The 14,540-nt window shown below is 73.1% G+C and carries 11 protein-coding genes; 8 read left to right on the top strand and 3 right to left on the bottom strand.

Annotated elements, in window-relative coordinates; all coding sequences use genetic code 11:
* Nucleotides 1-65 precede the first annotated feature (65 nt).
* The 5 genes from HS041_RS23760 (at nt 66) to HS041_RS23740 (ending at nt 8,424) form a co-directional block, all read left to right on the top strand.
* Complete coding sequence (locus HS041_RS23760; RefSeq protein ID WP_196443015.1) at nt 66-2,333, top strand: SulP family inorganic anion transporter; 2,268 nt, start codon at nt 66-68, stop codon at nt 2,331-2,333.
* Between the two features lie 149 nt (nt 2,334-2,482).
* A complete protein-coding gene (locus HS041_RS23755; RefSeq protein ID WP_196443014.1) occupies nt 2,483-3,505 on the top strand; it encodes an NAD-dependent epimerase/dehydratase family protein in 1,023 nt (340 codons plus the stop codon).
* A 266-nt stretch (nt 3,506-3,771) separates the two neighbouring features.
* Complete coding sequence (gene fxlM, locus HS041_RS23750; RefSeq protein WP_196443013.1) at nt 3,772-4,965, top strand: methyltransferase, FxLD system; 1,194 nt, start codon at nt 3,772-3,774, stop codon at nt 4,963-4,965.
* Between the two features lie 105 nt (nt 4,966-5,070).
* Nucleotides 5,071-7,467, top strand: a complete 2,397-nt coding sequence (locus HS041_RS23745) for a putative bifunctional diguanylate cyclase/phosphodiesterase (protein WP_196443012.1) — start codon at nt 5,071-5,073, stop codon at nt 7,465-7,467.
* A gap of 201 nt (nt 7,468-7,668) precedes the next feature.
* The gene (locus HS041_RS23740; protein WP_196443011.1) at nt 7,669-8,424 is read left to right on the top strand and encodes an alpha/beta fold hydrolase; all 756 of its coding nucleotides are present in this window, start codon (nt 7,669-7,671) and stop codon (nt 8,422-8,424) included.
* A 16-nt stretch (nt 8,425-8,440) separates the two neighbouring features.
* Here HS041_RS23740 and HS041_RS23735 read toward each other — a convergent pair whose 3' ends face one another.
* Nucleotides 8,441-8,716: a putative quinol monooxygenase gene (locus tag HS041_RS23735; RefSeq protein WP_307845482.1), complete on the bottom strand. Its 276-nt coding sequence runs from the start codon at nt 8,714-8,716 to the stop codon at nt 8,441-8,443.
* 184 nt (nt 8,717-8,900) lie between these two features.
* The gene (locus HS041_RS39450) at nt 8,901-9,947 is read right to left on the bottom strand and encodes a lytic transglycosylase domain-containing protein (protein WP_196443009.1); all 1,047 of its coding nucleotides are present in this window, start codon (nt 9,945-9,947) and stop codon (nt 8,901-8,903) included.
* A gap of 156 nt (nt 9,948-10,103) precedes the next feature.
* Between HS041_RS39450 and HS041_RS23725 the strand changes: the two genes are divergently transcribed.
* The 3 genes from HS041_RS23725 (at nt 10,104) to HS041_RS23715 (ending at nt 13,317) form a co-directional block, all read left to right on the top strand.
* A complete protein-coding gene (locus tag HS041_RS23725) occupies nt 10,104-10,460 on the top strand; it encodes an ArsR/SmtB family transcription factor (RefSeq protein ID WP_196443008.1) in 357 nt (118 codons plus the stop codon).
* Nucleotides 10,450-11,013: a GNAT family N-acetyltransferase gene (locus HS041_RS23720; RefSeq protein ID WP_230879570.1), complete on the top strand. Its 564-nt coding sequence runs from the start codon at nt 10,450-10,452 to the stop codon at nt 11,011-11,013. The genes HS041_RS23725 and HS041_RS23720 overlap by 11 nt, the downstream gene beginning before the upstream one ends.
* A gap of 195 nt (nt 11,014-11,208) precedes the next feature.
* Complete coding sequence (locus HS041_RS23715) at nt 11,209-13,317, top strand: sensor histidine kinase (protein ID WP_196443007.1); 2,109 nt, start codon at nt 11,209-11,211, stop codon at nt 13,315-13,317.
* A gap of 153 nt (nt 13,318-13,470) precedes the next feature.
* Here the strand turns inward: HS041_RS23715 and HS041_RS23710 are convergent, their stop codons facing one another.
* Nucleotides 13,471-14,538, bottom strand: coding sequence for an ArsO family NAD(P)H-dependent flavin-containing monooxygenase (locus HS041_RS23710; protein WP_196443006.1), 1,068 nt, complete (start codon nt 14,536-14,538; stop codon nt 13,471-13,473).
* Nucleotides 14,539-14,540: the final 2 nt, after the last annotated feature.

Here is a 14,540-nt window from a genome sequence, read left to right as displayed (position 1 = left end):
GCGCTCTGTAAAGTTCGCCGCCGACCCCTTAATCGACGAGGGGTCGGCGGCATAAGGTCTGCCCCATGGGGATGGACACGAAGAGTGACGAACGTCTTACAGTAAGTGTCATCACCTCCGTGCTACGGCACGACCTACCCGCCTCCCTGGTGGTCTTCCTGGTGGCGGTGCCCCTCTCGCTGGGCATCGCCGTCGCCTCGGGAGCACCTCTGGCGGCCGGTCTCATCGCCGGCGTGGTGGGCGCGGTGGTCGCGGGCTTCCTGGGCGGTTCGGCCGTCCAGGTCAGCGGCCCCGCCGCGGGGCTCGCGCTGGTGGTCGCCGAACTCGTGTCACGGTACGGCTGGCGGGCCACCTGCATGATCACCTTGCTGGCGGGCGCCCTTCAGGTGGTGCTGGGAGTGTTCCGGGTCGCCAGGGCGGCACTCGCCGCCTCTCCCGCGGTGGTGCACGGCATGCTCGCCGGCGTCGGCGTGGCGATCGCCCTTTCCCAGTTGCACGTGGTCCTCGGCGGCAGCCCGCAGGCCTCCGCGATCGACAACCTGGCCGAGCTCCCCCGGCAGATCGCCGACAACCACGGCCACGCCGTGCTCACCGGCCTGCTGACCATCGCGGTCCTGGCCGCCTGGACCCGGCTGCCGCAGCGGCTGCGGGTGGTCCCCGCCCCGCTGGGGGCCCTCCTCGCCGCCGCGGTGACCGCCTGGGCCCTGGGCTGGGACGTCACGCGGGTCGACCTGTCGGTGAGCCTGGGCGAGTGGTCGACCCCGGTCTGGCCGCAGGGCGACTGGCACGGGATCGTCGCGGCGATCGTGCTCGTCGCCCTGCTCGCCGGGGTGGAGTCCCTGCTCTGCTCGGTGGCGACCGACAAGCTGCACGACGGCCCGCGCGCCAACCTGGACAGGGAACTCACCGCCCAGGGTGCGGCCAACATGGTGACCGGCGCGCTGGGCGGCCTTCCCGTGGCCGGGGTCATCGTGCGCAGCACCACCAACGTCCGGGCGGGGGCGCGCAGCCGCTGGTCCACGATCCTGCACGGCGTCTGGATCCTGCTGTTCGCGGTGGGCCTGGGCTGGACGATCGCCTTCATCCCGATGGAGTCGCTGGCCGCGCTGCTGGTCTTCACCGGGGTGCAGATGGTCAACGTCGCGCACGTCCGGAACCTGCGGGGCCACGGCGAGGTACCGGTCTACCTCGTCACCCTGACGGGCGTGGTCCTGCTCGGCCTGGCCGAGGGCGTCCTGTTCGGCCTCGGCCTCGCCGCGCTGCTCGCGCTGCGCCGCCTCACAGGGGTGAACGTGCACGTCCAGGCGGAGCCGTGCGGGCGCCGCTGGCACGTGCTGATCGACGGCTCTCTGACCTTCCTCGGCGTGCCCCGGCTCACCGCGGAGCTGCACGCCGTACCGGCCGGGGCCGACGTGGACCTGGACCTGAACATCGACTTCATGGACAACGCGGCCTTCGAGGCCATTCACGCCTGGCGGCAGGAGCACGAGCGCGGCGGCGGGACGGTCAACATCGACGAGATCCACGACGAGTGGTACGCCATGGCCGCCAGCGGCGCCCGGATGCTCCCGGCCAAGACCCCGCCGCGTCCTCCGGACCACTGGTGGCTGCCCTGGTCCCACCGGCGGCGCCGCAGGCACGCTCCCGCCTCCGTCTCCGCCTCGGCCTCCGCGCCGGCCGGGCACCTGCCGCAGAGCACGACCGGGGCCGTACCCGACCTGCTGGCCGGGGCCCGGGAGTTCCACCACCGCACCGCCCCGCTGATCCGTCCGGTGCTGCACGGCATGGCCCGCAGGCAGCAGCCGTCACACCTCTTCATCACCTGCGCCGACTCCCGGATCGTGCCGAACCTCATCACCGCAAGCGGCCCCGGCGACCTGTTCACCGTCCGCAACATCGGCAACCTCGTCCCGCGCCGGGGGGCGCTGCCCTCCGACGACTCGGTCACCGCCGCGATCGAGTACGCCACGGGCGAGCTCGGCGTCCGGACCATCACCGTCTGCGGCCACTCCGGCTGCGGCGCCATGGCCGCGCTGCTCAGCGGCGGGGAGACCACCCAGGAGCTGCCCTCGCTCAACCGCTGGCTGCGCCACGGCAACCACAGCCTGGCCCGCTTCATCGCCACCGACGGCGACGGCGACGGCGACAGCGGCCCGCTCGACCGCCTCTGCCGGCTCAACGTCATCCAGCAGTTGGAGAACCTCCGGACCCACCCCCGGGTGGACCGGCTCGTGCGGGCCGGGCGGCTGGAGCTGGTCGGCCTCTACTTCGACATCGCAGCCGCCCGGGTCCACGTCCTCGACCGGCCTCCGGCCGCCCTCGCCCCGCGCTGACCGTGCGGACCGGGCGCACAGAGCCGACCGCCCGGAGCCGACCGCCCGGAGCCGACCGGCCCGCACCGGCGGTCAGCTCTGGGCGTACGGCTTGCGCCATAGGAGAAACCGCCTGGCCCCGCTCCCGCAGCGATCCAAGGATGAGGGCCATGAGAACTCTGGTAATCGGCGGTTCGGTCTTCCTCGGCCGGGCGATCGTCGAGGAAGCGCTGCGGCGCGGACATGAGGTCACGACTTTCAACCGGGGTGTGAGCGGCGAGGACCTGCCCGGGGTCGAGGCGGTCAGGGGTGATCGGGAGTCCCGCGAGGATCTGGCCCGGCTCGCGGACGGCCGGGAGTGGGACGCCGTCGTCGACGTGTGCGGGTTCGTCCCCCGGGTGGTCGGCGACTCGGTGCGCGCGCTCAACGGCCGCGCCGCCACCTACGCCTTCATCTCCAGCATCTCGGCCTGCTCCGCCTGGCCCGCGACGGGCCCGACGGACGAGGACTCCCCCCGGTTCGAGTGCGCCCCGGACGCCGGGCCGCAGGACGGTGACTACGGCGTGCTCAAGGCCGGCTGTGAGCGCGCGGTGGAACAGGGGTTCGACGGCAGCGCGCTGATCATCGAGCCGGGCCTCATCCTCGGCCCGCACGAGAACGTCGGGCGCCTGCCCTGGTGGCTGACCCGGACGGCCCGGGGCGGGAAGGTCCTCGCACCGGGAGATCCGCAGGTCGCGATGCAACTCGTCGACGCCCGTGACATCGCCTCCTTCACCCTCTCCCAGGCCGAGGCGGAGACGGCCGACCGGTTCTTCGTCAGCGGGATCGAGGGGAACTCCACCTACGGCGGCTTCCTGGACGAGTGCCGCACGGTGACGGGGTCGGACGCCGAGTTCGTCTGGGTGGACGACCGGTTCCTGCTCGACCGCGAGGTCCAGCCCTGGACCGAGCTGCCGCTCTGGGCCCCGGACGACCCGGAGTTCGCCGGCGTCTGGCGGCCCTCCTCCGCCAAGGCCCGCGCGGCGGGGCTCGTCTGCCGCCCGGTGGCCGAGACCGTCCGGGACACCTGGGCCTGGTTGCGGGAGATCCCCGAGGACCGGCGTTCCTTCGGGAGCGCGCGGCTGCACCACGGCATCGCCCCGGAGAAGGAGGCGAAGATCCTCGACGAGTGGGAGCAGCGGGCCGCCGGCTGAGCCCGCCGCCGGCGGGCCGTCCCGGGGTTCTCCCCGTGAGTGGATTTCTCCACAGACGTGTCCGCGGGCGCCGTCTAGGTTGACCGGTGTCCGGCCTCGTCCCCCGAACGCCGGACGGCGGTCCATGCTCCCAGGGTCGCGGGTGGAGGGCGGGGCGTCTCCGCGGCGCCCCGCCCTCCACCACCCGGGGCGGATCGGCATGTGCGTTCCCGGCTCCGGGGAGGACACTGGAGGCGGCCCGCCGTACCCCGGACGAGAGGCTGACGATGGCCGATCTGAACGCACTGCGCGAGAGCATGGTCGAGGAAGTACGAAAGCGCGGGGTCAGCGACGCCGTGGCGCAGGCCCTGCGGACGGTGCCCCGGCACGTGTTCCTGCCGGAGATCGCGCCGGAGGCGGCCTACCGCGACGACGCGATCGTGACCAGGCGTGACGCGGACGGCCTGCCGATCAGCTCCTCGTCGCAGCCGACGATCATGGCGGTGATGCTGGACCAGCTCGGCATCGAGCCCGGGCAGCGGATTCTGGAGATCGGGACCGGGACGGGTTACAACGCGGCGTTGCTGGCCCTCCTCGCGGGGCCCGGCGGCGAGGTCGTGAGCGTCGACATCGACCCCGACCTGGTCGGGCACGCCCGCCGCCACCTGGACGCCGCGGGGTTCCCCGAGGTGACCGTGGCCTGCGCCGACGGGTTCGGGGGCTTCCCGGAGCGCGCGCCGTACGACCGGCTGATCGCCACCGTCGGGGTGTGGGACCTCGCCCCCGCCTGGCTGGAGCAGCTCGGGCCCTCCGGCCGCCTCGTCGTCCCGCTGGACCTGCGCGGGGTGCAGCGTTCGGTGGCGATGGAACGGGCGGACGGGCACTGGGCCAGCCGCTCGGTGGTGCCCTGCGGGTTCATGCGCCTGCGCGGTCCCTCCGCCGGGCCCGAGACGACCCGCATCCTGGACCGGGACTCCGACCTGACCATCTCCCTGCCGGAGGCGCGGGAGGTCGGCGACGTCCTGGCCGTCCTCGACGGGCCCTCCTCGGTGCTTCCCACCGGGATCAGCGGCAGCCGGATGGAGCTCCTCGACGGATTCGTGCTCTGGCTGGCGGTGCACGAACCCCGCTGGTGCTCGCTCTTCGAGAACCGGCCGGGACGGTTGCCGTCCGCCCCCATGGATGCTCCGGGATACACGATGACCGCCGGCATCGTCGAACGGGGCGGCCTCGGCGTGCTGGAGTACGCGGGAGAGAACGGCCCGCTGGCCGTCCACGCCTACGGCCCCGAGGGGGCGGGGCTCGCCGCCGATCTCGCCGCCCACCTGCGGGCCTGGCAGGAAGCGGGCCGCCCCTCCTCCGGCAGCCTGCGGATCGAGGCCCACTTCGGGCCCGCGCCCTCCCGGTCCCTGGTCGTCGACAAGCGCCACACCCGCCTTGCGCTGCGGTGGGCCTCCGCCGGAGCGGCCGGGGAGGGCTGAAACCCCCCGGCAACCGGGCGGCACCGCACCGCGCACTGCGCCCGGCTCATGCTGGTCCCTCTAGTGACACCCGATGTCGACGCACGGTGGATCGAGCAGGAGAGCATGAGTCAGACGTCCCTTGGAGCAGGCCTGGCCGCCGGGCCCCGTCCCGCGCGAAAGCCGTACGGCTGGCTGGTCTACCTCCTCGCCGGCGGCCTGCTGACCCTCGCCTCTCCGCTGATCACCGCCGTGTCCCCCACGCTGGGCGTGGTGGCCCTGGTCCTCCTGCAGGTGGTGTCGATGGCCGCCATCCTCCTCGGAGCACGCCGCCACAAGCTGTTCCGCCAGCGGCACTGGCGGCTGATCATCATCGCCGCCGCGTGCTCCTTGGTCGAGAGCATGCTGTTCTGGGGCGTCGGCTGGCTCTGGCTGAAGATCCCGCTCTTCTTCGTCCTGTACCAGGTCACCACCGTTGTCGCGTACGGCCTGGCGCTGACCGGGCTGACGCTGCTCGGGCTGCGGACCGGCGGCCAGCGCTGGGCCGGGCTGCTCGACAGCGCCATCATCACCGTCGGCGTGTCCATGCCCTTCTGGACCTTCCTCGTCGCCCCGGCGCTCGACGGGTCCAGCGGCTCCGAGTTCGTGCTGGCGCTGACCACCTTCGCCATCGACCTCCTCATGCTCGGGATGGTCACGCGGATGGTCTTCGACAGCGGGCGGGCGCCCTGGCTGATGCTGCTGAGCGCGTCCTTCGGAGCCGTGCTCGTGGGCGACGCCGGCCACCTCATCGACCAGGCGGCCGGACGGCCGGACGGGCCGCTGGCCCTGACCGCCTGGCTGGGCTGGGCGCTCCTGATCGGCTGCGCCGCGCTCCACCCCAGCCTGGAGAACAACACGCGCGAGGTGAAGCCCCCGGCGGTCTCCAGCCGGGCGAGGGTCACCACCTTCCTCGCCCTGGCGCTGCTCAGCCCGCTGATCTCCAGCCTGGCCCCGCTGCTCCTCGGCGCGGACGAGCGCCACCGGCCCTACGACAACGTGCCGGTCATCGTGATGACCGTGGCGCTGGCCGCCCTGCTCGTGCTGCGGCTCAGCATCGTCGCCCGCGTGGCCGAGGCCCGCGCCGTCGCCCTGGACGACCAGGCCGAGCAGCTCATCGCCCAGACCGCCAAGCTGACCGTCTCACTGCACAAGCAGGAGTTGCTCCAGCGCAGGCTCGCGCACCGCGCCTCCCGCGACCCGCTGACCGGCCTGGCCAACCGCTCCGTGCTCACCGAGGCCGTGCAGAACGCCCTGGCCGACCCCGGCGCCCGCCCGCCCGCCCTGCTCCTGCTCGACCTGGACGGTTTCAAGGACGTCAACGACACCTTCGGCCACCCGGTCGGCGACGAGCTCCTCACCCAGGTCGCCCGCCGGCTGCGCGAGATCGCCGATCCCGGTCACACCCTCGCCCGGCTCGGCGGCGACGAGTTCGCCATGGTGTTCCCCGGCGCCGACCAGATCACCGCGACCGCCGTCGCCCAGCAGATCCTGAACTCCCTGCAGGCGCCCTACCGGGTCGGCGGGCGCGAGCTCCACCTCACCACCAGCATCGGCGTCCTGGCCGGCATCCCGGTGAGCGATTCCTCCGAGGCGCTCCGCGACGCCGACATGGCGCTGTACGCGGCCAAGAACGCCGGTAAGAACCGGATCGCCGTGTTCGACCCGGGCCTGCGCGACGCCCGGATGGAGCACGCCCGGCTGAGCACCGGCCTGCGCCACGCCATCGCCCAGCGTGAGCTCACCCTGAACTACCAGCCGGTCGTCGGCCTGACCGGTGGCGAGATCACCGCCGTGGAGGCCCTGCTGCGCTGGACCCCCACCGGGGGCACGCCGGTCCGGCCGGACGTCTTCATCCCCATCGCCGAGGAGACCGGGCTCATCGTCCCGATCGGGCTGTGGGTGCTGGAGCAGGCCTGCGCCGACGCGCGCCGCTGGCACGAGCAGCACGGCATCTCCGTCACCGTCAACGTCTCCGGCCGCCAGCTCCGCGACGAGAGCTTCAGCGACGCGGCGCTGGCCATCCTGCGCCGCCACGACCTGCCCGAGCAGGCGCTGGTGCTGGAGATCACCGAGAGCATGCTGCTGGCCACCACCCCGGCGGAGACCCGGCGCATCATCGACGTCCTGACCGAGCTGCGCGCGCACGGCGTGCGCATCGCCCTGGACGACTTCGGCACCGGCTACTCGTCCCTGTCCTACCTGCGCACCCTGCCGGTGGACATCCTCAAGATCGACCGCTCGTTCACCAGCGCGCTCACCGAGGCGGACAGCCGGACCCGCGCGTTCACCAAGGCGATCGTGGAGCTCGCCACGAGTCTGAGCCTGAACACCGTGGTCGAGGGCGTGGAAACGGACGAGCAGGCCGTCATGCTCCAGCAGATGGGCTGTCCTCTGGCCCAGGGGTACCTGTTCTCGCCTCCCGTCCCCGCCCAGCGGGTCGACGACCTCCTCCACACCGCTCCCTGGCGGAACGCCGCGTAACAGCGGGCCGGGCCGCAGGACGCCAGGGGCCGGCGAGGGGCGTAACCGCCCATCGGCGAGACCCCGCACGCGCCGGGGCGGATCTCCTGCCTCCGGTGGAGGGCGGCCTCATCCGCGGCGACGATGACGAGGGGTCCTCCGGTCCGGAAAACTGTGATCACTCCGTCCTCGGCCCGCGAGGCGGAGCCTTCAGGAGGACCGATGCCCCGGTTCGCGCCCATGGTCGCCCTCACCCTGGCCGTCGTGGTCTCCGCCTCGGCGTGCGGCCGGAACGGGCCGGAGCCGGAACTGCTCGGCGCAGTGCGGCAGAGCGTCACGTGCACCGGCACCGGGAGCCCGGCGGTCGTCATGGTCCACGGCATCGGCGACCGCGCGAACTCCGGGAACCTGGCCGACGCCCAGCGGGTCCTGTCGGACGAGCACCGCACCTGCAGATACGACCGGCCGGGAACCGGGCAGAGCCCCGACCCCGCACGAACCGGGCGCGCGGCCGACGACCTGGTGTCCGAGCTGGCCGCCGTCGCCGACCACGCCGACCCCGCGGCGCCGGTGATCCTCGTGGCGCACTCCTTCGGCGGCTATCCCGCCCTGCTCTTCGCCGACCGGCACCCGGAGCGGGTGGCCGGCATGGTGCTCGCCGACACCGTCGACCCCGGCCACGGCCTGCTGGCCGCCCTGGGCGTGCGCACCTGGAAGGACGTGCGCCAGGGACGTGAAGGGCTGGACCTGGAGGCGGTGGAGCGGGAGGTCGCCAGGACGGGGTCGCTCGGAGAGCTTCCCCTGGTGGTGCTGCGGCGAGGGAAGGGTGTGAGCGAGCCGTGGCTCAAGGCGCAGCAGGACCTCGCCGCGAAGTCCTCCCGCAGCAGGCTCATGGTGGCCGGGGACAGCGGCCACGAGGTGCCGGGCGAGGACCCCGAGGCGGTCGGGGACGCCGTGGCCGCGCTCGCCGGACTGTGAGGCCGTACCCGGCCCCTCAGGGGGCTTCGACGGAGGAGATGCGGTACTTCTCCACCTGCGCGACGCGGATCTCGGCCAGTTGGTCGGGCTCCTGACCCGCACCGCGGAAGCGCTGCAGGTGCAGGTCGGACTCCCACCGCTCGTACACGTTGATCCGGCCCGGCTCGACCGGGTCGGCCGAGAGCACGAAGTCGAGGCAGCCGGGAGAGGTCCGCGCCTGTCTGATGACGCCCAGGCATCCGTTCAGGTATCCCTCGCGGACCTCCGGGTCCACGTACAGTTTCCCGGACACGATGATCAAGGCGGCTCCCGGGGAGGATCAGGCGGATGATCCCGGAACTCTACGCCCTCCCGGACCGGCCTGGAGATCACCACCGTCGCGGGGAGGCCTGGCCCGTCCGCACCGGCCCGTCGACGCGACGACCGGCCACCGGCAAGCCCGGTGACCGGTCGTGCCGAGGAGTGGCGCCGCGGGGTCAGGGGCCGCTCAGGCGGCGCTCGCCCCGAGTGGTGATCACGAACACCTGCCAGTTGTAGTAGGCGTAGTAGTTGCGGATGTCCTGCTTGATCTGACGCGCGTGCAGCCGTACCGCGTTGACGTAGGCCCAGGAGTGGTTGTAGGCGTACAGCGCCCGCCGGTAGTTCCGCGGCGCCCCCGAGGCGTGCAGGTAGTTGGCCGCGGCGAGGATGGCGTCGCGGGTGTCGTGGACGTCCCCGCCCATCCCGTAGGCCGCCCAGGTGCCCGGCATGAACTGCATCGGTCCCTTGGCACCGGTGTGGCTGGGCGAGCGCACACGGCCGAACTTGGTCTCGACGAACATCACCGCCGCCAGGATCTCCCAGTCGACGCCGAAGCGGCGTTCGGCGTGCCGGAAGTGGCCGAGCAGGGCGTCGGCGGGCTCGGGCTGCCTGACGCGGAACTTCGCCGGATCGCTGACGGGGTGGGCCAGGGACAGCAGGTCCCGGATGGCCGTCACGTTGGCCCTGGCCGGCCCGGCCAGGGCTTTGGGCAGTTCGGCGTAGGTGCGGGAGGCGGTCTTCTGGTTGCGGGCCAGGTAGCGGTAGATGCGCTGCTGGTGCAGGGCCAGCAGCGCCACCGGCTCCGGGGGCCGCCCTCCGGCGGGGCCTCCGGCGCGCACCCAGTCGTCGATGGCACGCCGGAGTTGTGCGGTGGTGCCGGTCAGGGCGCGGGCCAGCCGGGAGGCGTCCTTGGGAATCGCCGCGTCCGGGGCGGGCGGGGCCGGTGCCCGGCGCGTGAGCTGCTTCGCCGGCGGAGCCGACTGCGCCTGAGCCGGCCGCGTCACCACCGCGCCGGGAGCGGCCGGTGAGGCGGCGCTCTGCGCGCCGGTGCAACCGGAGATCGCGACGGCCAGGCCGACGAGCGAGGCGGCCAGCGGCTTCCCGCGCGACCGGCCCGCGCCCGGCACCCCGCCGCCCGCGGCGTCTCCCTGAGCGGGCGTCGTCCGCCCGCCCGGCCGGTGGACCCGCCCCGGCCGCGCAACCTTCGCGTGCTGATCCTTCACCGGCCCCAACGTACCCGAGCGGTGTCCTCCCGGACCGCTTTCCCGGGCGACACGGCGAGGATCGTCTCACCGCGTCACTCCCGAGCCGGGCGTCGACAGCTTCGCGCGGGGTGAGGCGTTGCGATCGGCAACTTCATCGAATATCGTCGATTATCGATGAATAAGGACACGGAACCACTGGACCGCGCCTCCGCCGAGGAGTACGCGAGCTGGTTCAAGGCGCTGGCCGACGCCACTCGCATCCAGCTCGTCTCGCTGCTGGCCCGCCGGCGGGCGCCCATGACCGTCGGGGAGATCGTCGCGGCCTCCGGGGTGGGCCAGTCCACGGTCTCGCACCATCTGAAAATCCTGGCCGAGGTCCGGTTCGTCCTGGTGGAGCGCCAGGGCACCGCGAGCCTGTACCGGATCAACGAGGCGTGCGTGAGCTGCTTCCCCACCGCCGCCGACGTGGTGATGGGGACCCCCGTCCCGGCCCGCCCCTCTGCGAGTGAAGGAGCCTGCGATGGCACATGACGAGATCGCCGAGCACCGCTTCGGCCCGGTCGGCGTGACCCGGGCCGCCGGCTCCGGCCTGGAGATCCGCCCGATGCGCGAGGGCGACGCCGCCCAGGTGCTGGCGATCTACCAGGCGGGCCTGGACACCGGCCAGGCCAGTTTCGAGACCACCGCCCCGAGCTGGGACGACTTCACCTCGAGCAGGCTTCCGCACCTGCGGTACGTGGTCGCCGACACCGCCGGCGGCGAGGTCGTCGGCTGGATCGCGGCCTCACCCGTCTCGTCCCGGTGCGTGTATGCCGGGGTGGTCGAGCACAGCGTCTACGTCCACCCCGGATGCCAGGCCCACGGCGTCGGCCGGGCCCTGCTGGCGGCCTTCATCACCGCCTCCGAGGACGCGGGGATCTGGACGATCCAGTCGGGCGTCTTCCCGGAGAACGCCCCCAGTCTGGCGTTGCACCGGGCTCTGGGGTTCCGGGTCGTGGGCACCCGCGAGCGCGTCGGGCGCCGTCTCGGCGTCTGGCGGGACGTCGTGCTGCTGGAGCGGCGCAGCACCGTCGCCGGCCGGTGACCGTACCGGGGCGAGCGGTGTGCGGCCGCCGCGACGCCCTCGGACGGCCCGCCTGCGGACGCCGGGGTTCAGTGGCCGGATAGCGCGCGGCCTGCGGGGGATGAAACACCTGTGACAAGGTTGAATCCGGCCATCGGCGCGGCAGCATCGGACCCGCGCCGATCACCAGGGCCCGACCACGCGGACGGCCCGCCGATGTCCGGCAGGGGTACGGCGCTGCGCCGTACCGCGATGTTCGCCGTGCTGCACCTGGTCGCGACGTTCGCCGGGCGGCTGGAGCTGGCCGGAGGGGAGACGCTCGGCCTGGTGTGGCCGGCGGCCGGAGTAGGGGCGCTGTGGCTGCTGGTGCAGCGGCACGAGCGGTCCCGGTGGCTGGACGTGTCGGCAATGGCGATGATCTTCATCGTCGTCAACATGCTGACCGGCGCGACCTTGCCGTCCGCCGTCTTCTTCACCGCGGTGAACCTGGCGCAGATGCTGGTGTTCCTGCAGGTGCTCAGGCGGGTCTGCCCGGATCTGTGGGCCTCCCGCCCGTGGGAGGGTTTCGAGCGGGTGCGGCATCTGTGGGGCCTGCTGGCGGCCGCGGCCGCCGGGGCGACGGTCGGCGCGCTGATCGTCCCCACCGTCATGGGGACGATCACCGGCCAGTGGTCGGCCCCGAGCGCCATGGCGTGGTGGGCGCGCAACAGCGTGAACATGATGGCGATCCCCGCGCTGGGCCTGTGCCTGGGGCGTCTGCTCGACCGGCGGGCCCGGCAGCGGGCCTCATCATGGCGGGCGGTGCGAGAAGCGGCAGACCAGGCCGGCGGCTGGCGGAACATCGAGTTCTGCGCCTTGCTGACGGCATCGGGGGTGGCCTACCTCGTGACGTTCGGCATCAGGCACGATCTGCCGTTGGCGTTCCTGCTGATCGCGGTGACGGTCTGGGCGGCCGTACGATTCAGCACCGCCATCGTGGCGCTGCACAGCCTCGTCACCGGTATGGTCGCCATCGTCTTCACCATGTACGACAGCGGCCCGTTCGCCATAGTCGACTCGCCCGCCGCCCGGGTGCTCGTGGCGCAGGTCTTCGTCGGGGTGATCGCGGTGGTCGGCCTGGCCCTGGCGCTCAGCCGCGACGAGCGGGAGCGGCTGGTGAGCCAGCTGGCCGCCGCCGAGAGGGAGACGTCCAGGCAGGCCTGGACGCTGTCGGCGATCGTCGAGTCGATGGGTGATGGATTGGTCGTCATCGACGCCAACGGACGTTTCGTCATGAGCAACCCAGCCGCCCGGCGCCTGCTCGGTGTCGACGGTGTCACGGGCAGCGTCGCCGACCACCGCCTGTTCCACCCGGACGGGACGCCCATCGGGGCGGAGCGGATGCCGTACCGGCTGGCTCTGGCCGGACAGGAGGTGCGCGACATGGACGTGCTCGTGCGGGTACCCGGCATGGCCGAGGAGCGCATGCTCAACGTCAGTGCCACCCGGCTGCCGGTGGACGACGGCGCGGCGGTCGTGGTCTTCCACGACGTCACCGCCGAGCGGCGGCACCGCGACGAACTGACCGCCTTCGCCGGCGTGGTGGCCCACGACCTGCTCAACCCCCTGACCACCATCGACGGCTGGATGCACATCCTGGCCGCCGCGGTGGAGGCCGAGGCCGGCGACGACGTCCCGGGGGGGGTGGGTGACAGCATCGGCCGTATCCAGCGGGCCTCGGCCCGGATGCGGGAGCTGATCCAGGACCTGCTGGCCCACACCGCCGCCCGGGACGCGCCGATCATCCCCGTCCCGGTCGATCTGGGACGGGTCGTGCGGGAGATCGCCGCCGCCCGCGGCGATCTCCCGGCGGGTCCCGACCAGGCGTGGGAGCCGGTCTTCCACATCGGCGACCTGGACACGGTCCGGGCCGACCGGGCGCTGGTGCGCCAGCTGCTGGACAACCTGATCGGCAACGCGGTGAAGTACACCGCCCCGGGGGTGCGGCCGGAGATCACCGTCAGCTCCGCGCCCGAGCGACCGGGGTGGATCCGGACCGAGATCGCCGATCGCGGTATCGGCATCCCGCCGGGACAGCACGAGGTGATCTTCGAGAACTTCCACCGGGCGCACCAGGACGGCTCCTACACCGGCAGCGGGCTCGGCCTGGCCATCTGCAAGCGCATCGTCGAACGGCACGGCGGCTCGATCGGCGTCGAGGACAACCCCGGCGGAGGGTCGCGGTTTCATTTCACGCTGCCCTCCGCCTCCGCCACCGCCACCGCTGCCGGTGCCGGTGCCGGTGCCGGTGCGGCACCGCCTGCGGACGAGAGCGAGACGCCCTGACCGGTACGGGACCTCGAACGCCACGCGGCCGGCTCCGGCCTCCTGAGGATTCGCGCCCTCCCTCCACAGCCGGCCATCGCCTCTCGCTCCGCGCCACCGCGATGATCGAGAGTGGGCCGGAGCCCGGATTCCCGCGCGTGGCGGGAGCCGGAGTCAGGTCCTGTACGGGGTGAGCTGCCGCGCGATCTCGGCGACGGCCGCGCGGGCGCTGCGACCGGCGCCGATCAGCGTCGCGGAGGCGGGCCCGGTCCAGTCGCCGTAGCCGAGCAGGTGCAGGCGGGGTTCGCCGAGCGCGCGGGTGCCGTCGGTCGGGATCACCCCGTCGGAGCCGCGGAGCCTCAGCGGGGCCAGGTGTCCGAGGGCGGGCCGGAACCCGGTGCACCAGATGATCGCGTCACATGCCAGTTCGGTTCCGTCGGCCCAGGCCACACCGGTCGGAGTGAGGCGGGTGAACATCGGGTCGGCCTTGAGAACGCCCCGGTCGCGGGCCTCGCGCACGGCCGCCGTGGCGACGATGTCGCCCAGATCGGAGATGCTCACCGCGTCGGCGGAGCGGGCGCGGCGGGTGGCCAGGTCGAACAGCGCCCGGCCGTCGATCTCGTCGGGCAGCAGCCGGGGCGGGCGCAGGGTGGTCCAGGTGGTGGCGGCCACGGTGGAGAGCTCGGCCAGGATCTGCGCGGCGGAGTTGCCGCCGCCCACGACCACCGCGCTCATGCCGTGGAAGGGTTCCGGGCCCGGGTAGGTGGCGGTGTGCAGCTGGCGGCCGCCGAAGTCGCCGATGCCGGGACAGTGCGGCACGTACGGCCGCCACCAGGTGCCGGTGGCGCTGATCACGATACGGGCGTGCCAGGTTCCGGCGTCGGTCTCCACGACCAGGCGTTCGCCGCCGTCGCGGACGGCCCGCACGCGCACCGGCCGGATGACCGGCAGCTCGTAGCGCTGCTCGTAGTCGGCCAGGTAGGCGACCGCCTCGGCCGCGCTCGGATAGCCGCCGCCCTCGGGGACGGGCATCATCCGGCCCGGCAGCGAACTGTACTGGGCCGGGGAGAACAGGCGCAGCGACGGCCAGGCATGCCGCCAGGCCCCGCCCGGCTCCTCCTGGGCGTCCAGGACGACGAAACCGGCCCCGGCGCGACGCAGGTGATAGCCGGCTGCCAGGCCAGCCTGACCTGCGCCGATGACCAGTACATCGACCAGGTGCGGGGCAGCGGTGGCGGGCACGG

Source organism: Planomonospora sp. ID67723, from assembly GCF_015711605.1.
In the GTDB taxonomy this organism is placed as follows: domain Bacteria; phylum Actinomycetota; class Actinomycetes; order Streptosporangiales; family Streptosporangiaceae; genus Planomonospora_A.
Note: the sequence above shows the minus strand (reverse complement) of the source record. Positions and strands in the feature narration are given on the sequence as shown.

Excerpts from the sequence above, each read along its gene's own strand:
- HS041_RS23760 (WP_196443015.1), top strand. The coding sequence starts at position 66 with ATGGGGATGGACACGAAGAGTGACGAACGTCTTACAGTAAGTGTCATC.
- HS041_RS23720 (WP_230879570.1), top strand. The coding sequence starts at position 10,450 with ATGGCACATGACGAGATCGCCGAGCACCGCTTCGGCCCGGTCGGCGTG.
- HS041_RS23755 (WP_196443014.1), top strand. The coding sequence starts at position 2,483 with ATGAGAACTCTGGTAATCGGCGGTTCGGTCTTCCTCGGCCGGGCGATC.
- HS041_RS23715 (WP_196443007.1), top strand. The coding sequence starts at position 11,209 with ATGTCCGGCAGGGGTACGGCGCTGCGCCGTACCGCGATGTTCGCCGTG.
- fxlM (WP_196443013.1), top strand. The coding sequence starts at position 3,772 with ATGGCCGATCTGAACGCACTGCGCGAGAGCATGGTCGAGGAAGTACGA.
- HS041_RS23725 (WP_196443008.1), top strand. The coding sequence starts at position 10,104 with ATGAATAAGGACACGGAACCACTGGACCGCGCCTCCGCCGAGGAGTAC.
- HS041_RS23745 (WP_196443012.1), top strand. The coding sequence starts at position 5,071 with ATGAGTCAGACGTCCCTTGGAGCAGGCCTGGCCGCCGGGCCCCGTCCC.
- HS041_RS23740 (WP_196443011.1), top strand. The coding sequence starts at position 7,669 with ATGCCCCGGTTCGCGCCCATGGTCGCCCTCACCCTGGCCGTCGTGGTC.